We start from the raw sequence: 21,418 nt of genomic DNA on the forward strand, positions 1-21,418 counted from the left end.
GCCTCGACGGAATGAGTCTCGGCGGCCTGGCACCACATCTGCGCCGGTGTGCGCCCAGCCCGAAGGAGCGCACCGATCTGCGCCACGACCATGGCGGCCTGCTGGAGTTGCATCGCCGGATCGTCTGATGCGTTCCTGCGCCTCCTCGCGGCCCACCTCGACCGTTGGGCGACGCCCACGCCAGAATCATCATCGCTGCCCACCCCCAGCGTCGGTCGGATGCCGGACGCGATGACGCACCATCCTGCGAAGAGCGCCGTGGCGACGGCAAGCGCACCCACCATGCCCTCTCTCATGCGACTGCCTCGAGACCCCGGTCGAGGCTCAGGAGCGCAGCGAGCCGGTCCCAGCCCGGCCCCCGCTCGGACGCCGCCGACGTCGTGTCGACTCGCCGCACGGCCTCCTCGACGACGAGGCCGGAGCCCCGGGCGGAGACGACCGCAATGCTGGCGACACGCCGTCCGGCAGCCGTCCGCTCGAGGTGTATGACCGCGTCGAGCGCGCTGGCGGCCTGCAGCGCGGTCGCCTCGGCGCTGAGGCCCGCGAGGGAACCGAGGGCAGCGAGGCGCGCGACCACCGAGGCGGCGGTGTTCGCGTGGACGGTTCCGGCCCCGCTGTGGCCCGTGTTGAGGGCGGAGAGGAGCTCACGCACCTCCGCGCCGCGGCACTCCCCGACGACCAGCCAGTCGGGGCGCATCCGAAGTGCCTCCCTGACGAGTTGAGCAAGGTCGACGCCGCCCGCGCCCTCGACGTTGCCGTGGCGTGCCTCGAGGCAGACCGCATGTCCGTGGTCGGGAGCGAGCTCCGCCGCGTCCTCGACCAGCACGATCCGCTCTCGTGCAGAGACAAGCCCCAGGAGGGTGCTCAGCAGGGTCGTCTTCCCAGAACCGGTGGCACCGCTCACGAGGAAGCTTCGCCGTTGGGAGACGAGCAGCTCGAGGATGCGCCGCTGATCCGGCAGGACGGCCCCCGCGGCCTCGAGCTCGTCCAGGCTCATCGACGTCGCGCGCCTGATCCGCACCGAAAGGAGCGTGCCGCCCGTCGACACCGGCGGGAGTACCGCGTGGACGCGGTAGCCACCCGGCAAACGGACGTCCACGCACGGGCACGAGTCGTCAAGCCGCCGCCCTCCCGCGGCCACAAGCCTGACGGCGAGTGACCTGACGGCTTCCTCAGAGGGGAACTGCACGTGCGTCCGTTCAAGCCCGTTGCCCCTGTCGAGCCACACGTCGTCCGCGGCGTTGACGAAGAGGTCCGTCACCGCCGGGTCGTTCGCCAGTGGCTGCAGCGGTCCCAAGCCCCTCAGCTCTGCCGAGATGAGTTCCACCGCAGCAAGGGCACCGCCGGTTCCGAGGACCCGGCCGCTGTCCTGCACCGCGGCTGCGATACGTGCCGGGGTCACGGGCCCGGACCCTGCCAGAACCGATCGGCGTACGCTGTCGAGGAATTCCGGCTCGACGCCGCGCAGTCCACTCATCGCGCTGCCCTCCGCCCACGTTCGGCGAGACGCGCGCCCACGGCGAGCGCGGCGACGTCGTCCATCACCGGACCCGTCCGGCCGACGGGATCAGAGAGCGTGGCGAGAACCGCCTGTGCAAGCCCACGGACGGACCGGTGACGGCCGAGATCCATGAGCCGTCCTGCCTCGGCCGCGGCGGCGGCGCGCCTGAGATGGGGAATGCGTCCGACGAGCGGGCACCCGACGAGATCGCTCAGTCGTTCCGCGTCGGTCCCCTCGGCGGTGCGTCCACGCACCACAGCGCCCACCGGAACCGGCGGGAGCTCATGCAGCAGCTGTGAAGCGGACAGCGCGGCGCCGAGCGTTCCCGGCAGCACGACGAGGACCTGGTCGCTCGCCCATCCGAAGTCGTCGAGCCCCTCACGCCCGCGCCCCACGTCGATCACGACGAGGTCGAAGGCGGAGCGCGCGGCGTCGAGCGCACCCGCGACGGCGGTCCCCGGTACCGGAACGGCCCGTCCCGGCCCCGCCGGCCACGACAGGAGCGCGGTGCCCCCGACCCGTGGCAGCGACGCGGCGAGCTGCGCGGGGTTGATGGCCCCGCTCGCGGACGCGAGGTCGGGCCAGCGCAGGCCCTCTCCGGGCCGCTCGCACAGGGAGGCCTCAAGGCCTCCCGCGAGCCGGTCGCCGTCCACGAGGAGCGTCTCAGCGCCGTCGAGTGCCGCGGCCGCGGCGAGGAGCGCCGCTGTAGTGCTCGCCCCGGCGCCCCCACAGCCGCCCAGGACACCGACGATGCTCCCGGAGGGGCCCTCGGGCCCACGCCGGGAGAGGAACTCGACGAGCCAGCCTGCGGCGTCAGGCAACTCTGCAACATGGTCGACCCCCAGCGCCGCGGCCCGCGTCCAGAGCGTCTGGTGGTGCTCCGGCCGGCCGACGAGCACGCTGGTGCCGCGGCGCTGTGGCGGAAGCTCCACCACGTCCGGGCCGACCAGCACGAGGTCCGCCTCGCGCCACACCGCATGCGTGCCGCCGGCGGCAGCGACCCCCTCGAACGCCACGCCCGCAACGGCCGCGACCCGCGCGCACTCCTCGAGCAGGGCGCTGTCACCCGTGATGCAGCACACGGTCGCGCTCGCTTCCGGGAGCCAGCCCGGTTCCCATCTGTCGTGTCCGATTGCTTCCATGCGTCCCAGCGTTGTCGGGCCCCCTCTCAACGGGAACGGCGCTCGCCTCGTATGTGGACAACACGCCGGGGTGTCTCGTGTGGAGGACAAGTGCGGCCACAAGAGCCGCGAGAATGAGGAGCGTGTATGCACTCGTTGTCCCCGCCTCGGACGGCAGCGTGCTCGTTCAGCGCATGGAACGCACGGGCGGCTTGACGTCGGACCCGGAGACGGTGCCGCGCTCTGGTCTCGCGGACGCCATCCGCGGGATCGAGGAGCGCCAGCGGCCCCGTTGGGTCTGGGAACGCACCGCCGACTTCTACCCGAGTCTGCTGACGGCGGGGGTCAGGGTGGACCGGTGCCATGACCTCTCGCTCTCTGCCGCCGTCCTCGCCCATTCCGCGTACACGTCCGGGTACAGGCCCGGGATCGGGCTTCCCGGCGCCATCGATTCGGACGATGAACCGGTCGGCGGCCTCCCGGCCGCCGCTCCGTCACCGCTGCAGGGGACGCTGTTCGAACCCGCGGGGGCGCCCGGACCCGGCGCGGACGTCCTTGCAGCCGAGCTACGCCGCCAGCTCGCCGCCGTCGCCCGGTCCCCGCGGGCGGGTCGTCTCAGGCTGCTGCTGGCCGCGGAATCGGCGGGCGCGCTCGTCGCGGCAGAGATACAGCACGCGGGCATGCCCTGGGACGTCGCCGCCCATGATGCCCTCCTCACCGCGAGGCTCGGACCCCGCCCCGCGCCGGGGGCCCGGCCCGCGCTGCTCGAAGCGAAGGCCGCCGAGCTCCGGGCGGGGCTGGGGTCGCCGAGGCTCAACCCTGACTCCCCGCAAGAGCTCATACGCGCGCTCCATCGAGCCGGCATCGAGGCGCGGACCACGCGGGCGTGGGAGCTTCGCCAGTACGCCCATCCCGCAATCGCGCCCCTCCTGGAGTACAAGAAGATGGCCCGGCTCCTCTCGGCCAACGGCTGGGCCTGGCTCGACGCGTGGGTACGGGACGGACGATTCCGCCCCGAGTACGTGGTGGGCGGAGTCGTGACGGGCCGCTGGGCATCCAGGGGCGGCGGGGCCATGCAGATCCCCGCGGACGTCCGCTCCGCCGCGCGCGCGCTGCCGGGCCACCGGCTCGTGGTGGCCGACGCCTCGCAGCTAGAGCCCAGGGTCCTCGCCGCGCTCGCCGGCGACGGTGCCATGGCTGCGGCCGCCCGCGGAAGTGATCTCTACGCCAGCATCGCCGCCGCCGGTTTCGGTGGCGACCGGGCCAAGGCCAAGGTCGCGCTGCTCGGTGCCATCTATGGCGCCACAACGGGAGAGTCGGGCCGGCTCATGCCGCAGCTCACGCGCCTCTATCCGCGGGCGGTCGCGCTCGTCGAGCGGGCCGCGCGCGACGGCGAACGCGGACTCACGGTCACGACCCACCTCGGGCGCAGCACTCCTCGCCCGTCGGAGCGATGGATCGCGTCGCAGCGGACGACAACAGCCGACGAGCAGCGCCGTGCCGACGCGATAGCGCGCGAGCGCGGCAGGTTCACCCGGAACTTCGTGGTGCAGGGAACCGCTGCCGAGTGGGCGGAGTGCTGGATGGCCGACCTGCGAGGCAGGCTCCGCGGGCTCCAGCGCCAAGGCATGACCGCGGAACTCGTGTACTTCCTCCATGACGAAGTGGTGATCCATGCCGAAGAGGCCGCAGCAGAGGCGTGCGCGGCTGCCGTCCGCGATGCGGCACGGGCCGCGGGACGGCTCCTGTTCCCGGGAGCGCCAGTCGAGTTCCCGCTGAGCGTGGCGGTGGTCGAGTCCTACGACCAGGCCAAGTGAGGGGCCCGCCTCGGCCAGAACGTCAGTCTCCTGGCCACGTCAGGTGCGCCTCGATGCCCAGCCGGGTCACATGTCGATGCGGTGTTCCCTCGTCGTGTCCCAGGGGACGCCCCAGCCGAGGGCAGTGAATAGCGAGTCGAGGACCATGGCCGTGAAGCCCCAGACGAGAACGTCGTTGACCAGGAACCCCGGGCTCGCGAAGCGGGCACCCCGCCGATGGAGCACGACCATGACGCGGTTCGCGGGGTCGAGGAGGTCCCGCACGGGGGTCCGGAACACCTGGGCGGATTCGCCGTAGTCCACGACGTCCACGGGCGATGGGGCCGCCCACCAGCCGATGACCGGGGTGACCAGGAACCCGCTCACGGCCATCCCTAGCGGCGGGAGTTCCCCGAGCACCTCGACGCCGGACGGATCGAGACCGGTCTCCTCGCGGGCCTCGCGCAAGGCGCAGTCCACGAGTGTGGCGTCTTCGGGGTCCTGGCCTCCCCCGGGGAACGCGACCTGGCCCGGATGCGATCCGAGGGTTGCGGCGCGCTCGAGGAGCAGGACGTCCAGCTCCGCGGGGGCGAGCGGGCGACGGGACACGGCCGGGACGTCGTCGAGGGCACCGAACAGCACAAGTACCGCGGCTCGGCGGAAGTCACCCGGGAGTGTGGCGGGGTGCCAGCGTCGGTCGAACGGGTCCGTTGCCCCTGCGCGGATGGACTCCACGAGGTCCTCGAGCTCGTCGCGTGCGCTCACGTCCCAGCACCCGTGGCGAGAGGCTCTCCGCTGCCCTGGGCTTCTGTCCGCCGGCGGATGGAGGCGGCAAGCGAGGCGTTGGCCATCATCTCGGCGTGCAGTGCTTCGCTCCCGGGAGCCAACTCGAAGCGCAGGAGCTTGCGGGCCTTGGCCGGATCGGTCTCCCCCACTCCGTAGGACGGGCAGAGGGACGCGACGGTGCAGGCGCCGCACGCAGGCCTGCGCGCGAGGCAGACCCGGCGCCCGTGGAACACGACCCGGTGCGAGAGCATGGTCCAGTCCCGCGGCTCGAACAGCTCCATGACGTCGCGCTCCACGACGAGTGGGTCTTCCGAGGCCGTCCACCCGAAGCGCCGCGCGAGCCGGCCGAAATGGGTGTCCACGGTGATGCCCGGGACACCGAAGGCGTTGCCGAGCACCACGTTCGCCGTCTTCCGCCCTACACCGGGAAGCGTGACGAGCTCGGTGAGGGTTCCCGGAACCTCGCCGTCGAACTCATCGACGATCTTCCGGGCGAGGGTGTGCAGGCTCCTCGTCTTGGCGCGGAAGAAGCCAGTGGGGCGGATGATCGCCTCGACGTCGGCGGGGTCCGCCTCCGAGAGTGCCCGTGCGTCCGGGTATCGGGCGAACAGGACGGGGGTCACCTGGTTGACGCGGACATCGGTGGTCTGGGCGCTCAAGACGGTGGCGACGAGGAGCTCGAACGGGTTCCTGAAATCGAGCTCAGCGTGGGCGTAGGGATAGGCCTCCGCGAGGGCGCGATTGATCTTGCGGGCACGGCGCTTGAGCGCGAGTGGCGACTCATCGGGGCTCATCCGCCGCCGACGCGGCTCGGGTCCTTTGGCTGCGCTCACCCGCGTTCGATTCCGGCAAGCTCCCGGAGGACCCCGATGCGCCCGTCGCTGCTCTGGACCACGAACTCACGGCCCCGGTCCTGGAGGGCAAGGATCCATTGGCCCGGGTGCAGTTCGAACACCGGCTGGCCCGTGGTCGGATCGACGGCCGTGCGCCGCTCGCTGACGGCGAACCAGAAGGCCTCGTAGGGTTCAGGCTCCTCGTATGCCTTCGTTGCCGCGATGTCCTCGTGCGGGACGCCGGCCCCGCGCGACGAGGCGGGGAACACTGCCGTCGCCGGTCCGCCGAGGCCTTCGCGGGCGGCGCGTTCGGCGGCCGGGCGTTCCGCACTGGGCGCCCCGGCCTCCGGCCGCTCCCTCACAGGGCTCTCGACCACCGGGGCCACGGGCTCAGGCGCGCCGTACATCTCGCCGTCGGCCTCGCCGAAGTGGTCCATGGGTGCGGCGTCGGCCTCCTCCCGGCCCCGCTCGCCGTGCGTCGACGGCTGCCCCGATGCGGACGACGCCGCTCCCTCGCCGTCGGCTCGCCCGGCAACGTGCGCCTCGGTCGCCTCGAGGGCCGCACCGTCGCCGGCATTGACCGCGCCGAGGCCACCGAGCGCACCGACCGCAGCGGCCCCCCGCGGCGTGGCGTCCTCACGAGCGCTCTCCGGGTACTGGGCCCCCTGGTGCACTGCTTCGTCACGTTCGGCACGCGGGGCCGCCTCGGGCGCGGACGGCAGCACTGGCGCGGGCGACGACTCGGGCCCGAGGCCGCCGTCGAGCTCGTCCGGCGACGCGAGAAGGTCCGCGGCGCCCACGTCGACCGACCCGGCAGCGGCTCGCGCGGACTCGGCCCCCACTCCTGCTGCGGGCACGCCGTCGCCCGGTCCTACGTCCTCGGCGCCGGCCGGGCGACTGGTCTCCGCCGGGGCCACGTCGTCGGCCGACGGAACGCCGGCGGGGGCCCTACCCTCCGCCTGTCCCGATCGGCCCGGACCCGACGCAGGCGGGACCCACGCACCGTCGTCCTGGTGGGCGCCCCACGCCGAGCCCGCAGCGGCCGCACCAGCGGCAGCCGCACCCCCCACACCGCCGGCCACTGCGCCAGCGGGGCTCCCGTCCGTCCCCGGCTTGGAGCCCGCAGGCTCCCCCGAGCCATCGGGGCGGGCCGCACCTGCGGCGCCGGCGGCCGGCTTGGGCCGCCGCACGGCCGGCACGGCGTCGCGGGCCGTGACGTGGGCCGGCACCTCGACGCGGCCGTCGAAGTCGGCGGCGAAGGGCGGAATGAGCCGGGCGAGCGTCGTCGCGGCCAGCATCGCGAGCCCGCCCAGGAGTCCCACCACGGCTCCGGCCGTGAGGGTCGTGACCGTCAGGATGAGGTAGAAGGCCGTGCTGAGCACCGCGACCACCGAGGCGAACTGGTCCACCGAGAGGGACCCGATCCGCAGTGACCGCTTCGGCTCGACCCGACGCCACGCGAACAGGGCTGCCGCCGCGATGGGCCCGAGGACGCCGATCGCGAGGAAGAACAGGTTCGAGGCGTTCCAGAGGTTCGCGAACAGGAAACGGTCGAACAGGGGCAGGAGCGACGCCACGAACGTGATGACGACACCCCCGCCGAGCGTGAGGTCACGGACGGTGAACGGCCCGAGTACGGCCTCGCTGCGGCGCCCTTCGGACGGGCTCTTGCTGGGTTCAGACATGAGTCACTCCTTCGGTCTTGGGGATCAGCCTAGCCACATGGCCTTGGGCGAACCTAGATGCAGTGCGGTGCACGAGGGGAGGCGAGCACGCCCGCACGAGCCCGCCGCTCGCCGTCGGACGCCTACCGCCTGCCGCACGGAACCGGCCGTCGGGCGCCGCCGTGTGACGTACGCAACGTCGTCGCGACCCCGATCGCGCTACTGTTGACGAAGGCAGCCGATGTGTGCGGCCTCACATCGACGGCGGCCGTCCGCGACCGTCGCAGGAGGCGTCGGAAATCGGCTGCAGCACGCGAGGAACGAGCCGAAAGGACATCCATGTCCCACGAAACCGTCAAGGGTGACGCCTTCGAGAACCTGCTCCGTGAGGAGCGCCAGTTCGCCCCAACGCCGGAGTTCGCCGCGGCGGCCAATGTCAACGAGGGCATCTACGCCGAGGCGAACGCGGATCGGCTGGCCTTCTGGGCGGACCAGGCGCGCAAGCACCTGACGTGGTCCAAGGACTTCACCGAGACCCTCGACTGGTCGAATCCCCCGTTCGCGAAGTGGTTCGTGGGCGGGGAAGTCAACGCGGCGTACAACGCGCTGGACCGGCATGTGGAGAACGGTCTCGGCGACAGGGTCGCGATCCACTTCGAGGGCGAACCGGGCGACACCGAGACCATCACCTACGCAGACCTGACCGAACGCGTCAAGCGCGCCGCGAACGCCTTCGAGGCGCTCGGGGTGGCCAAGGGCGACCGGGTTGCCGTCTACCTTCCCATGATCCCCGAGGCCGTCGTGACAATGCTCGCGTGCGCCCGGATCGGGGCGGTCCACTCGGTGGTGTTCGGCGGGTTCTCGGCCGAGGCGCTGCGCTCGCGCATCGACGACGCCGAGGCCAAGCTCGTCGTCACCGCGGACGGCACGTTCCGCCGCGGCAAGCCGTCCCCGCTCAAGCCGGCCGTGGACGAGGCCCTCGCCGAGGACGGGCACACCGTCCAGCACGTCCTCGTGGTCAAGCGCAACAAGCAGGATGTCGCGTGGACCGAGGGCCGCGACCTGGACTGGTCCGAGGCGATGGGTGCTGCTTCCCCCGAGCACACGGCAGTGGGCCACGACTCCGAGCACCCGCTCTACATCCTGTACACGTCCGGCACCACCGGGAAGCCCAAGGGCATCCTGCACACGACCGGCGGCTACCTGACCCAGTGCGCGTTCACGCACTCGGCGGTATTCGACCTCAAGCCTGAGACGGACGTCTACTGGTGCACCGCGGACATCGGGTGGGTCACGGGCCACTCCTACGTCACGTACGCCCCGCTCATCAACGGCGCCACCCAGGTCATGTACGAGGGCACCCCGGACTCCCCCCATCAGGGGCGCTGGTGGGAGATCGTCGAGAAGTACAAGGTCTCGATCCTCTACACGGCCCCGACCGCGATCCGCACCATGATGAAGTGGGGCTCGGACATCCCGGCCAAGTACGACCTCAGCTCAATCCGCGTCCTCGGCTCCGTGGGCGAGCCCATCAACCCCGAGGCGTGGATGTGGTACCGCGACGTCATCGGCCACGGCAGGGCCCCGATCGTGGACACGTGGTGGCAGACCGAGACGGGCGCGATCATGGTCGCGCCGCTCCCGGGCGTCACCGCCACGAAGCCGGGCTCGGCCCAGGTCCCGCTCCCGGGCATCGCCGTGGATGTCGTGGACGAGGCCGGGCACGCCGTTCCGAATGGCCACGGCGGCTTCCTCGTGATCCGCGAGCCGTGGCCGTCGATGCTCCGCACCATCTGGGGGGACCCCGAGCGGTTCAAGGACACGTACTGGTCCCGGTTCGAGGGCATGTACTTCGCCGGGGACGGCGCGAAGAAGGACGACGACGGCGACATCTGGCTCCTGGGCCGCGTCGACGACGTCATGAACGTCTCGGGCCACCGCCTCTCCACGACCGAGATCGAGTCCGCGCTCGTCTCGCACCCGTGGGTCGCGGAGGCCGCCGTGGTCGGCGCCGCCGACGAGACGACCGGTCAGGCCGTGGTCGCGTTCGTGATCCTGCGCGGCGAGGCGGAGCTCCCGACCGGTGAGAACGCCGGCGACGAGATCATCCAGACGCTGCGGAACCACGTGGGCCATGAGATCGGCCCGATCGCGAAGCCCCGCCACGTCCTTGTGGTCCCGGAGCTGCCCAAGACCCGCTCCGGCAAGATCATGCGCCGCCTCCTCAAGGACGTCGCCGAGGGCCGCGACCCGGGCGACGCGACGACCCTCGCCGATCCGAGCGTGATGCACAAGATCGCGGCGGACCTGCGCAAGTAGCAGCCAGCGCACGACGGCGGCGCCTCACCCCAGCGGGCAAGGGGTGAGGCGCCGCCGTCGTGCGTGGCCAGAGGCGCGTCAGCACCCGCAGGAGGCCCGTCGCACAAGTGTCGGCGGGAAGATCCGATGGGCCGTTGGGCCTTCTCCCACGAGGGCCTCGACGGCAGCGCGGGCCATCTGGGCAATCGGCTGGGCGAGCGTCGTGAGACCGGGCCAGCTGTACTCGGCCTCAGGCGAGCCGTCGAAGGAGACGATGGCGATGTCCCGGGGCACCCGCACGCCGGACTCGTGGAAGCCGCGCAGGAGCCCCACGGCGAGGATGTCCGAGCTCGCGAACAGCGCGGTGGGCCGGTTGGCGGAGGCGGCGAGCTCGAGGCCCACACGGTAGCCGTCCGCACGGTGGAACGGCGCCCTGATGACGGGACCGGGCACGAGCCCGGCCGCGCGGATTCCCTCGAGCCAGCCCACCTCGCGCCCGTCGAGCCCTCCGCCGGTCGCCGTACCCATGACGAGTCCGATGTCACGGTGCCCGTGCCCGGCGAGGTGTTCGACTGCGGCGCGCGCGCCTTCGCGGAGGTCCACGCCCACGGAGGCGAAACCCGGACTCTCCGCACTGTGGTTGAGCAGGACGACGGGGATGTCCGCCGACTCGAGGTCGCGCAGGTCCGGCTCGAACAGCACGCTCGAGAGGAACACGCCATCCACACGTCGGCTGGCAAAGCTCTCGACGTGCCGGCGCTCGGCCGCGACGGACGCGTCCGAGTTGGCGATGAGGAGCGCGTAGCCGCGCTCGGCCGCGGCCACCTCGACCGCGTGGGCGAGCATGACGAAGAACGGGTTCGTCGAGTCCGGGACAATCATGCCCAGCATCTCGCTCGAGCCGAGCTTGAGGGCACGGGCCGCAGCGTTCGGGCGGTAGCCGAGCACGGCAATCGCATCGCGCACCCTCGCCTCGGTCGCCGGGGCGACCTTCTTGGGGCCGCCGTTGACCACATAGCTCACCACGGCCGTGCTGACACCAGCCAGCCGCGCGACGTCCTTGCGGGTCGCGGTCGGCTTGGCGGCGGGGGTGTGCGGCATGGCCACCATGCTAGCCGCGGACATCCCCCGGACCGGCGGCCGGCGACGCGCCCTCCACCGCGGGAGCCGCACCGGGAGCGTCGCCGAAGTCCGGAATCGGCAGGCGCGCGCCGTCCGCAACGGCCGACTGGTGGGCGACGATTCCGGGCAGCGTGTATCGCGCCGCCTCCCAGGCGTTCACAGGCGGGAGGCGTCCCTCCGTGACGGCACGGACAAAGTCGTCCACGAGGAAATGGTGGCTGCCCTCGTGGCCGTTGGGCAGGCCGCGGAGCTCCTCGGGGAGGCGGCCGGCGTCATGCACGGGAGCGAGTCCCGAGACGAAGGCGTCGCGCAGTGCGGGGGCCACGTGGGCGAGCGAGGGGTCGTCGGCGTCGAGCGTCGAGGCCGTCTCGACGAGCTCCGTCACGTCGGAGAAGCCCTCCTTGTCCTGCCAGACGGCCGAGCCCACGAGCTGCTCGAAGCTACCCTCGGTCCCGAAGTAGCGGAAGCGGCTCTCGCGCAGGTGCGAGGGGTAGCCGACGCGGCGGAACTCGTTGATGCGCATGGACCCCCCGCCGGCGAGCTCGAAGAGGGCGCTTGCGTTCGAGAAGTCGTTGTCGAACATGCTGACGCCGCGCTCGAACACGCCGTCGCCGCGGTCGTCCCGCACGCCAATGCAGCTCACGCTCACGGCATGCCCACCGATCGCCCCGATCACGCCGCCCACGGAATGGGTCGGGTAGAGCATCGGCGGATAGCTGGCGGTGCGCTTCCAGTCGGCCCCGCCGCTGTACCGGTAGGCGTCATAGAAGCCGAGGTCCATGTCGTGGACGTAGTCCCCCTCGGCGTAGAAGATCCGACCGAACGCGCCCTCGACCCGGCGCTGGCGCGCGTAGACCGTCGCGGGGTTGTAGTAGCTGGTCTCGCCCATCATGTAGGTCAGCCCGGTCTCGCGGACTGCGTCGATGATGGCCGCGATCTCGTCGACGCTGATGGCCATGGGGACGGCGGAGTAGACGTGCTTCCCGGCGCGGAGGGCCTGGACGACGAGCGGGCCGTGGGTCCAGCGCTGCGTGAAGATCGCGACGGCGTCCACGCTGCTGGCCAGCATGTCCTCGAAGCTGGCGAAGGTGCCCGCGAGGCCCTGGGACTCGACGAGAGCCTGGGCGCGCTCCTCGAGGACGTCAGTGACGTACACGGCGGAGACCCCGGGGTGGGCGTTGAAGAGCTTGGAGAACTGGCCGGAGAACTGGCCGGCGCCGACGATACCGAGCGAGAAGCCTGTGGTGTGAGTCATGGGGGAAGTCTCGCAGTGGAATCTACACGAGTCAACAGATTCCTCACTTAGGTATCAAGCGCTCCTACTTTGCAGGATTCCCTCTTGCTCATCACGAGGTTACTCGTGTAGATTTCTGGTCACCTGTAATCCACATCACAGCGAGGAACCAATGACTACCACCTCAGTGGGGGAACGGAAGCCTACGCGGCGCAGCGCCGATTCCGGAGGCCGTCAACACACCGCCCGCCGCCGCGGCCGCGGTGACCTTCGGGTCGCGCTCATCTTCGTAGCACCGGCCCTTGTGGGGTTCGTGCTCTTCTACCTCGTCCCCACGATTCGGGGAATCTACCTGAGCTTCACCGACTACAGCATCCTGGGGAACCCGGTCTGGGTCGGAGTCAAGAACTACGTCAAGATCTTCCAGGACAAGCTCTTCTGGAACTCGATGGGCGTCACGCTCGAGTACGTCCTGCTCAACATCGTGGTCCAGACGGTCGTGGCACTCGGCCTCGCCCTCCTCATGTACCACGTGGCGAAGTCCACAGTGATCCGCGGGATCCTGCTGCTGCCCTACCTCGTGGCCAACGTCATCGTCGCACTGCTGTGGTTCTGGATGCTGGACTACCAGATCGGCATCGTCAACCAGATGCTGCAATGGCTCGGCATTCCCAAGGTCGCCTTCTTCGGCAACGAGTTCTGGGCGATTCCAACCATTGCGTTCGTCAACGTCTGGCGCCACATGGGCTACACGGCGCTCCTGCTCTTCGCCGGCCTCCAGGCGATCCCCAGCCATCTCTATGAAGTGGCGAACCTCGACGGTGCGAGCAAGTGGCAGACCTTCTGGAAGGTCACCATGCCGCTCCTGCGCCCAGTGCTCCTTCTCGTCCTCGTGGTCACGGTCACGGGATCGTTCCAGATCTTCGACACCGTGGCCGTCACGACGCAGGGCGGCCCGATCAACGCCTCACGCGTGATCCAGTACTACATCTACCAGCGCGCCTTCACCCAGCAGGACTTCGGCTATGGCTCGGCGCTGAGCGTGATCCTGTTCATCATCCTGGGGATCGTTGCCTTCCTGCAGATGAAGTTCCTCCGCGGCAACGAGAACGACCTGGCCTGAGAGGACAGCCATGACCACCTTCACCCCCGCCGCCCGCCGTCGCGCTCCGGGTCGGAGCCGCCTCAACTGGGGCCGCATCGCCACCTGGACCGCACTGATCCTGGCGATCGTCGTGACGCTCGGCCCCTTCCTCTGGATGCTGCGGACCGCACTGTCCAATAATCACTCGCTCGCGACCCACTCGGGCGACCTCCTGCCCGCGGACTTCACCTGGGGCGGCTTCGAACGGGTCCTGGGCCTCCAGTCCACCGCCCAGGCGCAGGCCGAAGGGGGGTCTGGGGCCTCGATCAGCTTCTGGCAGTACCTCCTGAACTCGGTCATCGTCTCAACGCTGATCACTGCTTCCCAGGTCTTCTTCAGCGCCCTCGCCGCCTACGCGTTCGCGAGGCTGCAGTGGAAAGGCCGGAACAAGGTCTTCGCGCTGTTCCTCGGCACCCTCCTCGTCCCGGGAATCTTCACGGCGCTGCCCAATTTCCTCCTGATCAAGAACATGGGCCTGCTCAACACCTATCTCGGGATCGCCCTGCCCACGATGCTCATGACCCCGTTCGCAGTGTTCTTCCTGCGGCAGTTCTTCCTCGGCATGTCCCGCGAAGTCGAGGAGGCCGCGATGCTCGACGGCGCGAAACACGGCCGGATCTTCTTCCAGATCGTGCTCCCCAACGCGGTCGGCCCGCTCGCGACGCTGTGCCTGCTCACGTTCATTGCTGCCTGGAACGACTACTTCTGGCCCCTCCTCGTCGGCAATGCACCCGCGGTCCGGGTCCTCACCGTCGGGCTCGGGGTCTTCAAGTCGCAGTCGCCCCAGGGCGCGCCTGACTGGTCCGGCCTCATGGCGGCGACCCTGATCTCGGCACTGCCGATCCTCCTGCTGTTCATCGCCTTCGGGAAGAAGATCGTCAATTCGATCGGCTTCTCGGGGATCAAGTAGCTCCCAGGCACGCCACAACCCACAGAGAAACAAGCACCAACCGGTGTCCGGCTCCGCCGGAGGCCTCCCCTCCCCTGTCCCGAAAGGACCTCCGATGAAGAAAGCACTCGGCGCAGTCGCCGCCGCGGCGGCCGCCGCAATCGCCCTCTCTGCCTGCACGGGCGGCGGCGCCCAGCCCGCCTCGGGCGCGGGTGATGCGAGCGGCACCATCAGCTATTGGCTGTGGGACGCCAACCAGCTCCCCGCCTACCAGCAGTGCGCCGATGACTTCCACAAGGCCAACCCGAACATCACCGTCAATGTCACCCAGACCGGCTGGGACGACTACTGGACGAACATCACCAATGGCTTCGTGGGAGGCAACGGTCCCGACGTCTTCACAGACCACCTCTCCAAGTACGGCGACTTCGTCAAGAACAACCAGCTCCTGTCCCTGGACGACGCGGTCAAGAATGACAACGTCGACCTCGGCCAGTACAACAAGGGGCTCGCGGACCTCTGGGTCGGCCAGGACGGGAAGCGCTACGGACTGCCGAAGGACTGGGATACCATCGCGCTCTTCTACAACAAGGACATGCTCGCCAAGGCGGGCGTCACCGCTGACCAGATGGGGAGCCTCTCGTGGAACCCCAAGGACGGGGGCACCTTCGAGAAGGCGATCGCGCACCTGACCGTGGACAAGAACGGCAAGCGCGGCGACGAGGCGGGCTTCGACAAGAACAACGTGGCCGTATACGGTCTGGGCCTTGACGGCGGCTCGGGGTCGGGCATGGGTCAGACCCAGTGGAGCTGGCTCACCGGGACCACCGGGTGGAACTACACCGACAAGAACCCGTGGGGCACGCACTTCAACTACGATGACGCCAAGTTCCAGGACACGATCACCTGGTTCCACAGAATCATCGACAAGGGCTACATGCCCAAGCTCGAGACGGTCGTCGGGGCGAACATGGCCGACACGTTCGCGGCCGGCAAGTCGGCGATCAATGCCCAGGGATCCTGGATGATCGGCCAGTACTTCGGGTACAAGGGCGTCAACGTGGGCATTGCGCCGACGCCGACCGGCCCTGACGGGAAGCGCGCCTCGATGTACAACGGCCTCGCCGACTCGATCAACGCCGCCACCAAGAACCCGGCCGCCGCCGCCAAGTGGGTCGAGTACCTCGGCTCGCCGGCCTGCCAGGACGTGGTTGCCGCGAAGGCGGTCGTCTTCCCCGCGATCTCGGAGGCCGCGGACAAAGCATCGGCAGCGTTCAAGGCCAAGGGCATCGACGTCACCCCGTTCACCCAGCAGGTCAAGGACAGCACCACGTTCCTCTTCCCCATCACGGAGAACGCGGCGAAGGTTGACGGGATCATGAAGCCGGCCATGGACGCCGTCTTCTCGGGCAAGTCGCCCGCGAGCTCGCTGACCGACGCCAACGCCCAGGTCAACGCGCTCTTCCAGTAGTCCAGACGACCGGTCCTGATGGATCGGCACCAGGGGCCCGGCCTGCGCCGGGCCCCTACGCTGGACTCAAGCGGCCCTCCAACGCCCACCCACCACCGAAAGAACCTGCCATGGACCCCCTCCACCTCCGTTCCGCCGGTACCAGCCTGCTCCTCGCCTTCGGTTCCGGCGAGGCCGAGATCGTCCACTGGGGCGCCGACCTGGGCGAGGCCCTGCCCGACCTCGCCCTCCTTGCGCCGCCGATCCCGCACTCGGCACTCGACGTGCCGGTGGTTGCGGGACTCCTTCCGCAGGCCTCGTCGGGGTGGCTGGGACGCCCCGCGGTCCGCGGCAACCGGACGGGCGACGGCGCCCCCGGCCTCTCGTTCTCCCCCGCCTTCCGCGTGGTCTCGGCTGAGGCGACCCTCGACGGGTGCGGCGCGAGGATCGTCCAGTCCGATCCCGACTCAGGACTGAGCGTGGCCTCGGACCTGCTCCTGCACCAAGGCGGGCTCCTCGAGCTCTCGCATGAGCTGACCAACACAGGCACCACCCCCTACAGCCTCGACGAGCTCGGCGCCGTGCTCCCGGTGCCGGGGGACGCCGTCGAACTCCTGGACCTCACCGGCCGATGGTGCCGCGAGAACCATCCGCAGCGGCAGGCGATCCGGCAGGGCACGTGGGTGCGCTCGGGCCGGCATGGCCGCACCGGCCACGACTCTTCGCTGCTCGTTGCCGCGGGGACGGCGGGCTTCTCGAACCGGTCCGGCCGCGTATGGGCCGTGCACTTCGGCTGGTCCGGCAACCATGAGCAGTACCTCGACACGCTCGCGGACGGTCGGCGGATGCTCGGCGCGTCCGAGCTCCTCGGCTCGGGCGAGGTGGTTCTGGCCCCAGGGACGAGCTACCGCACGCCCGTGCTCTATGCGGCGTACTCCGACCACGGCCTTGACGGCGTGACGGAGGCGTTCTACCACTGGTTCCGCGGGCGTCCGCAGCATGTGGGGCCGGGCGCCCGCCACGCAGCGTCGGGCCGCCAGCGCCCGGTGGTCCTCAACACGTGGGAGGCCGTGTACTTCGATCACCGCCTCGAACCCCTCCTCGAGCTCGCCGAGTCGGCTGCGGAGCTCGGCGTCGAACGCTTCGTGCTCGACGACGGCTGGTTCCGTGGGCGCCGCGACGACCACGCGGGCCTGGGCGACTGGTACGTCGACGAGACGGTGTGGCCCGAGGGCCTGGCCCCGCTCATCGAGCGGGTCAACGCTCTCGGCATGGAGTTCGGCCTCTGGGTCGAGCCCGAGATGCTCAACCTCGATTCCGACGTGGCGCGCGCCCACCCGGACTGGATCGCGGGACCGTCCTCGAGGTCCTACAAGGACGGAGGCAGGCTCCCGCTCGAGTGGCGCCACCAGCACGTCCTGGACCTCGCGAACCCCGACGCCTGGCAGTACGTCTACGACCGCCTGGACGCCCTCCTCGGCGCGCACCGCATCGCGTACCTGAAGTGGGACCAGAACCGCGACCTCACCGAGCACGGCCACGCGGGCCGGCCGTCGGTGCGCGAGCAGACCCTCGCCGCGTACCGGCTCTTCGACGCGCTCAAGGCCGCACACCCGCACGTCGAGATCGAGTCGTGCTCGTCCGGCGGGGCCCGCGTGGACCTGGGCATCCTGCAGCGCACCGACCGCGTGTGGGCCTCGGACTGCAACGACGCCCTCGAGCGCCAGACCATCCAGCGCTGGACCCAGGCGGTGCTCCCGCCCGAACTCGTCGGCTCGCACGTCGGCCCGACCCACTCGCATACGACCGGCCGGATCCACGACATCTCGTTCCGCGCGATCACGGCGCTGTTCGGCCACTTCGGGATGGAGTGGGACATCCGCCAGGCCACGCCCGCCGAGCGCGGGACGCTCCAGCGGGCCATCGCGCTGTACAAGGCGCACCGGGGGCTCCTCCATTCGGGGGTCCGCGTCAACGCCGACCTTGCGGAGCCGAACCTCGCGCTGCACGGCGTCGTCGCGCACGACGGCGCGTCGGGCCTCTTCGCGGCCGTCGCCTTGGGCACGCTCTCGGCTGAAACGCCGGGGCGCGTGGGCATTCCGGGCCTCGACCCGGAACGCACATACCGCGTCCGCGCCGCACTGCCGACGTCAGACGACGCAGATCTGGCCAACACGTTCACGCAGACCGCGCCGCCCGCCTGGCTCGCCGAGGATGCCACCGCCACGGGGCGCTTCCTCGCGGAGGTCGGCCTGCCGCTGCCCGTCCTGCGGCCCGAGCACGCGCTCCTGCTCGAGATCACCGCGACCGAGTAGCCATGCCGCCCGGGCTGTTCGGGTCGCGGACCCTCGGCGCGGCCCTGGGCTCGCGCACCAACGCCCTCAACGGGCTCCGCCTCGTCTTCGCCGCGGCCGTCATCATCTCCCACGCATGGTGGCTCGGAGGCTACGGGCCGGAGCCCGCCCTGTACGGGATCAAGCTCGGCACGGCGGGCGTGATGGGGTTCTTCGCGATCTCGGGTTACCTCATCACGGTCAGCGCGGAGCGTTCGGACGCGCTGGCCTTCGCCGCGGCGCGGTGGACGCGCATCTATCCGGCACTGGCAGTCGCGGCGCTGGCGGTGGCGTTCATCGCGGCGCCCATCGGTGCACTGCTCACCGAGGGACAGTGGGAGGTACGCGGAGCACTGGCCTTCGTGGCCGCGGCCCTCACACTCGTCATCGGGACCACGAAGACACCGCCGATCGGGACCTCCCTCGCAGGCAACAACGATCCGTCAGACTGGGACGGCCCCCTGTGGACGCTCACCTGGGAGGTGCTGTGCTATGTCCTCGTCGCGGTTGCGGTGTACGCCGCCCGGAGGGCGTCGGCCGGAAGGACACTGCACGGCAGGGCACCACACCGCATCGTGATCCTGTTCCTGTTCGCGCTGTTCTCCGGGGCCGTCGCCGGGAAGGTCGTCGGCGGCGGATACGGATCCGGCCGCACGGAGTTCGTCCTCCCGTTCATCGCGGTCTTTCTGGCGGGCGCTCTCCTGGCAACCCTGCGGAACCGGCTGCGGCCAGGCGTCTTTCCGGCCGCTGCGGCAGGGCTCGCGGTCTGGGGTGCACTCGCCACGGGCTTCGGGACCGCCCTGGCTCCGCTGCCCTTCGCCTACCTCGTGCTGTGCGCAGGATCAGTCCGGTCGCATGTGGGGAATCGCTGGGACATCTCGTACGGCATCTACATCTACGGGTGGCCGGCCCAACAGCTCCTTGCGGCAGCACTGGTCCCCGCCCGCTTGTCGCCCCTCGCGTTCGCCGCCATCGCACTCGTCGTGGTGTGGCCGCTCGGCCTGCTCAGCTGTCTGGCGATCGAGAGGCCGGCGCAGCGGCTGCGCGCGCGCATCCTCGGCGCGCCACGCACGGGCCAGGGGCCCCCGGAGCCTGTTGCGACCGAGTAGCCGTGCTCTCGGGCTGTTCGGATGTGCGGGCGCGCGGGGAGTCAGCGCACGACGGCGGTGCCCCACCCCTTGTGGGGCACCGCCGTCGTCGGCGGGTGGTTGAGTCGCGCGGCCTACGGCGTCACGACGACGTCGCCGACCATGCCCATGTCATCGTGGAACTCGCAGATGTAGTGCCACGTGCCGGCCTTGGTGAAGGTGACCTGGAACGTAGACGGTCCTCCGGCGAAGGCGGGCAGGAGAATCGGTGACGCGGGCGGCGTGACTCCGGCCGGGACCGACGTGAACGTCACGGTGTGCGGCACCACGCCAGCATTGGCGCTCAAGTCGAACGTCACTGTGGTCCCCTTCCGGACCACGTCGAGCGACGGGATGAACCGCATGACCATGGCCTTGTCATCCATGGCGCCGGCGAACACGTGCGTCGGGCTGGACTTGGCGAGGGTGGTGGCCCAGAGCCGGTAACCGTCGCCGAGGATCTGGGCTGCGGCCACGGCCGCCTGGGCGCTGTAGTACTGCTTGGAGTGCGGGTACGCCGTTCCCGCCGCGTGGACGTGGACGGTCGCGGACATCATCTCGCCATGGATCATGCAGAAGAACGTGAAGTCACCTGTTGTGGTGAACGTGAGCGGGTACGTCCTGATGCCGGGCCCGGCGGGGGTGTTGCCGGTGGAGATGAGCCCCGAGTTCCACCACGACTGGGTCGGGTCGAACACTGGTCCGCCGGCAGGGATGAAGGCGTCCTTCTCGAGGTTCTCGAGTGAGGTGGGCGGGAAGGGCGGGGTCCCGTGGCTCACCGTGTGGATCTCGGCGCTGTTCGCCACGAAGTTGATGGTGTCGCCGGAGTTGATCGTGATGTCGTCGGGCAGGAAGCGCATGCCCTGGACGGCCATGTCGGGCGATTCGTTGCCGACGAGGACTGTCCATGTTGTCGAGGGGGGCGCTGCGGGCACGGCCTGCGCCGGCGCGACGCCGAGGAGCCCGAAGGTGAGGGTGACGAGTGCCGTGAGGACCACGGCGGGGGCACGGAACGGAGTGTGGGATGACATGGGAACCTCTGCTCTGGAGGCCATGCGCCGGGAGGGTGTCAGATGGTTTGTGTGAGGGCGGTGTCCCTGACAGAAAGCCGAGACACTGATGAGCATGGTCAGCAAGGAAGAGCGGCAGGAGCGCCGCAGGGCCCAGCGTGAGGGCGTGGAAGCGCTCGAGGCGTCGGGGGCGCTGGATGAGCTGTACTCGATGATCGATGCCGGGCAGGTCCAGCTCGAGGGCAGGGACGGGCTGATCCAGCAGCTGATCAAGGCCGGCCTCGAGCGCGGGATGCAGGCCGAGCTGTCGGACCACCTCGGGTACGAGAAGGGCGACCCGGACGCGGCGCTGTTCCCGAACTCGCGCAACGGCTCGTTCCCGAAGACTGTCGGCACGATCGCCGGGGACGTGGAGCTCGCGGTCCCGCGGGACCGGGACGGGACCTTCACACCGATGCTCGTGCCCAAGGGCGCCCGGCGCCTGTCCGGGCTCGATGACATGATCATCTCCCTGTACGCGGGCGGGATGACGGTGCGCGACATCGAGCATCACCTCGTCTCCACGGTCGGCACCGAGGTCAGCCGCGAGACGATCTCCAAGGTCACCGACGAGGTCCTGGACGAGGTCCTGGCCTGGCAGCGCCGGCCGCTGGAGTCCTTCTACCCGGTCATCTACCTGGACGCGATCGTGGTCAAGGTCCGCGACGGGGCGCACGTGCGCAACAAGGCCGCGCACATCGCGGTCGGGGTGGACATGGACGGGATCAAGCACGTGCTCGGGATCTGGGTCCAGGCCGCCGAGGGCGCGAAGTTCTGGGCCGGGGTATGCGCCGAGCTGGCCAACCGCGGCGTCCGGGACGTACTCATCGTCTGCTGCGACGGGCTCACCGGCTTCCCCGAGGCGATCGAGGCAACCTGGCCCGAGTCGCTGGTGCAGACCTCATCTGTCCACAATGGCGGTGGCCGAACCGTTCGGCCAGCCACCTGCGCCGTGGCGGTCAGAACCCTTGCAGACGCGTCGCCCTCGAGGCCCACATGCAGACCCGTTCGGCCGCCGCGGGGCAGAATCGTGAATCAGCCAGCGGGAGATGCGACGCCGGTGCGGCGATC

At 70.2% G+C, this 21,418-nt stretch carries 15 protein-coding genes and 1 pseudogene; 8 read left to right on the plus strand and 8 right to left on the minus strand.

All coding sequences use genetic code 11. The features are described 5' to 3' along the window. Window positions 1-292 precede the first annotated feature (292 nt). Together SCMU_RS16425 and ssd are read right to left on the minus strand one after the other, a co-directional pair. A complete protein-coding gene (locus tag SCMU_RS16425) occupies window positions 293-1,477 on the minus strand; it encodes a TadA family conjugal transfer-associated ATPase (RefSeq protein ID WP_274602884.1) in 1,185 nt (394 codons plus the stop codon). Further along, window positions 1,474-2,643: a septum site-determining protein Ssd gene (ssd, locus tag SCMU_RS16430; RefSeq protein ID WP_229230176.1), complete on the minus strand. Its 1,170-nt coding sequence runs from the start codon at window positions 2,641-2,643 to the stop codon at window positions 1,474-1,476. Before ssd ends, SCMU_RS16425 begins: the two co-directional genes overlap by 4 nt. A 113-nt stretch (window positions 2,644-2,756) precedes the next feature. Here ssd and SCMU_RS16435 point away from each other — a divergent pair, with 113 nt between their 5' ends. Beyond that, window positions 2,757-4,439, plus strand: coding sequence for a bifunctional 3'-5' exonuclease/DNA polymerase (locus SCMU_RS16435; RefSeq protein WP_229230177.1), 1,683 nt, complete (start codon window positions 2,757-2,759; stop codon window positions 4,437-4,439). 66 nt (window positions 4,440-4,505) lie between these two features. Here the strand turns inward: SCMU_RS16435 and SCMU_RS16440 are convergent, their stop codons facing one another. From SCMU_RS16440 to SCMU_RS16450, 3 genes are read right to left on the minus strand one after another with little or no spacing between them, the layout of a single operon-like run. After that, entirely contained in the window at window positions 4,506-5,183 is a 678-nt protein-coding gene (locus tag SCMU_RS16440) for an NUDIX hydrolase (RefSeq protein ID WP_229230178.1), read from the minus strand. Further along, window positions 5,180-5,998, minus strand: a complete 819-nt coding sequence (nth, locus tag SCMU_RS16445) for an endonuclease III (protein WP_229230179.1) — start codon at window positions 5,996-5,998, stop codon at window positions 5,180-5,182. The genes SCMU_RS16440 and nth overlap by 4 nt, the downstream gene beginning before the upstream one ends. A 35-nt stretch (window positions 5,999-6,033) precedes the next feature. Further along, complete coding sequence (locus SCMU_RS16450; RefSeq protein ID WP_229230180.1) at window positions 6,034-7,722, minus strand: hypothetical protein; 1,689 nt, start codon at window positions 7,720-7,722, stop codon at window positions 6,034-6,036. Between the two features lie 318 nt (window positions 7,723-8,040). Between SCMU_RS16450 and acs the strand changes: the two genes are divergently transcribed. Beyond that, a complete protein-coding gene (gene acs / locus SCMU_RS16455) occupies window positions 8,041-10,020 on the plus strand; it encodes an acetate--CoA ligase (protein ID WP_229230181.1) in 1,980 nt (659 codons plus the stop codon). A gap of 78 nt (window positions 10,021-10,098) precedes the next feature. Here the strand turns inward: acs and SCMU_RS16460 are convergent, their stop codons facing one another. Then, the gene (locus SCMU_RS16460; RefSeq protein WP_443020340.1) at window positions 10,099-11,109 is read right to left on the minus strand and encodes a LacI family DNA-binding transcriptional regulator; all 1,011 of its coding nucleotides are present in this window, start codon (window positions 11,107-11,109) and stop codon (window positions 10,099-10,101) included. Window position 11,110: 1 nt separating this feature from the next. Then, a complete protein-coding gene (locus tag SCMU_RS16465; RefSeq protein ID WP_229230183.1) occupies window positions 11,111-12,376 on the minus strand; it encodes a Gfo/Idh/MocA family protein in 1,266 nt (421 codons plus the stop codon). Between the two features lie 151 nt (window positions 12,377-12,527). Here SCMU_RS16465 and SCMU_RS16470 point away from each other — a divergent pair, with 151 nt between their 5' ends. The 5 genes from SCMU_RS16470 to SCMU_RS16490 all read left to right on the plus strand — a co-directional run bounded on the left by SCMU_RS16470 (window position 12,528) and on the right by SCMU_RS16490 (window position 19,280). Then, window positions 12,528-13,478, plus strand: coding sequence for a carbohydrate ABC transporter permease (locus SCMU_RS16470; RefSeq protein ID WP_229230184.1), 951 nt, complete (start codon window positions 12,528-12,530; stop codon window positions 13,476-13,478). Window positions 13,479-13,488: 10 nt separating this feature from the next. Then, window positions 13,489-14,409 (plus strand): carbohydrate ABC transporter permease, encoded by a 921-nt coding sequence (locus SCMU_RS16475; protein ID WP_229230185.1) that lies wholly within the window; start codon window positions 13,489-13,491, stop codon window positions 14,407-14,409. A gap of 94 nt (window positions 14,410-14,503) precedes the next feature. Continuing rightward, on the plus strand, window positions 14,504-15,859 hold the full coding sequence (locus SCMU_RS16480) for an ABC transporter substrate-binding protein (RefSeq protein WP_229230186.1): 1,356 nt from the start codon (window positions 14,504-14,506) through the stop codon (window positions 15,857-15,859). A 110-nt stretch (window positions 15,860-15,969) separates the two neighbouring features. Then, window positions 15,970-18,153, plus strand: coding sequence for an alpha-galactosidase (locus tag SCMU_RS16485; protein ID WP_229230187.1), 2,184 nt, complete (start codon window positions 15,970-15,972; stop codon window positions 18,151-18,153). Window positions 18,154-18,155: 2 nt separating this feature from the next. Next, window positions 18,156-19,280: an acyltransferase family protein gene (locus tag SCMU_RS16490; protein WP_229230188.1), complete on the plus strand. Its 1,125-nt coding sequence runs from the start codon at window positions 18,156-18,158 to the stop codon at window positions 19,278-19,280. 113 nt (window positions 19,281-19,393) lie between these two features. Here the strand turns inward: SCMU_RS16490 and SCMU_RS16495 are convergent, their stop codons facing one another. After that, window positions 19,394-20,329 carry a cupredoxin domain-containing protein gene (locus SCMU_RS16495; protein WP_229230189.1) on the minus strand — a complete coding sequence of 312 codons (936 nt, stop codon included), beginning with the start codon at window positions 20,327-20,329 and terminating at the stop codon, window positions 19,394-19,396. Window positions 20,330-20,417: 88 nt separating this feature from the next. Here SCMU_RS16495 and SCMU_RS16500 point away from each other — a divergent pair. Further along, window positions 20,418-21,260: pseudogene (locus tag SCMU_RS16500) on the plus strand (IS256 family transposase); the annotation flags it as partial. Between the last annotated feature and the right edge of the window lie 158 nt (window positions 21,261-21,418).

It is taken from the genome of Sinomonas cyclohexanicum (assembly GCF_020886775.1).
Lineage (GTDB): Bacteria > Actinomycetota > Actinomycetes > Actinomycetales > Micrococcaceae > Sinomonas > Sinomonas cyclohexanicum.

Coding starts and splice junctions, on each gene's coding strand:
- nth (WP_229230179.1), bottom strand. CDS start 5,998: ATGAGCCCCGATGAGTCGCCACTCGCGCTCAAGCGCCGTGCCCGCAAG.
- SCMU_RS16435 (WP_229230177.1), top strand. CDS start 2,757: ATGAGGAGCGTGTATGCACTCGTTGTCCCCGCCTCGGACGGCAGCGTG.
- SCMU_RS16495 (WP_229230189.1), bottom strand. CDS start 20,329: ATGTCATCCCACACTCCGTTCCGTGCCCCCGCCGTGGTCCTCACGGCA.
- acs (WP_229230181.1), top strand. CDS start 8,041: ATGTCCCACGAAACCGTCAAGGGTGACGCCTTCGAGAACCTGCTCCGT.
- SCMU_RS16480 (WP_229230186.1), top strand. CDS start 14,504: ATGAAGAAAGCACTCGGCGCAGTCGCCGCCGCGGCGGCCGCCGCAATC.
- SCMU_RS16490 (WP_229230188.1), top strand. CDS start 18,156: ATGCCGCCCGGGCTGTTCGGGTCGCGGACCCTCGGCGCGGCCCTGGGC.
- SCMU_RS16465 (WP_229230183.1), bottom strand. CDS start 12,376: ATGACTCACACCACAGGCTTCTCGCTCGGTATCGTCGGCGCCGGCCAG.
- SCMU_RS16475 (WP_229230185.1), top strand. CDS start 13,489: ATGACCACCTTCACCCCCGCCGCCCGCCGTCGCGCTCCGGGTCGGAGC.
- SCMU_RS16425 (WP_274602884.1), bottom strand. CDS start 1,477: ATGAGTGGACTGCGCGGCGTCGAGCCGGAATTCCTCGACAGCGTACGC.
- SCMU_RS16470 (WP_229230184.1), top strand. CDS start 12,528: ATGACTACCACCTCAGTGGGGGAACGGAAGCCTACGCGGCGCAGCGCC.
- SCMU_RS16450 (WP_229230180.1), bottom strand. CDS start 7,722: ATGTCTGAACCCAGCAAGAGCCCGTCCGAAGGGCGCCGCAGCGAGGCC.
- ssd (WP_229230176.1), bottom strand. CDS start 2,643: ATGGAAGCAATCGGACACGACAGATGGGAACCGGGCTGGCTCCCGGAA.
- SCMU_RS16460 (WP_443020340.1), bottom strand. CDS start 11,109: ATGGTGGCCATGCCGCACACCCCCGCCGCCAAGCCGACCGCGACCCGC.
- SCMU_RS16485 (WP_229230187.1), top strand. CDS start 15,970: ATGGACCCCCTCCACCTCCGTTCCGCCGGTACCAGCCTGCTCCTCGCC.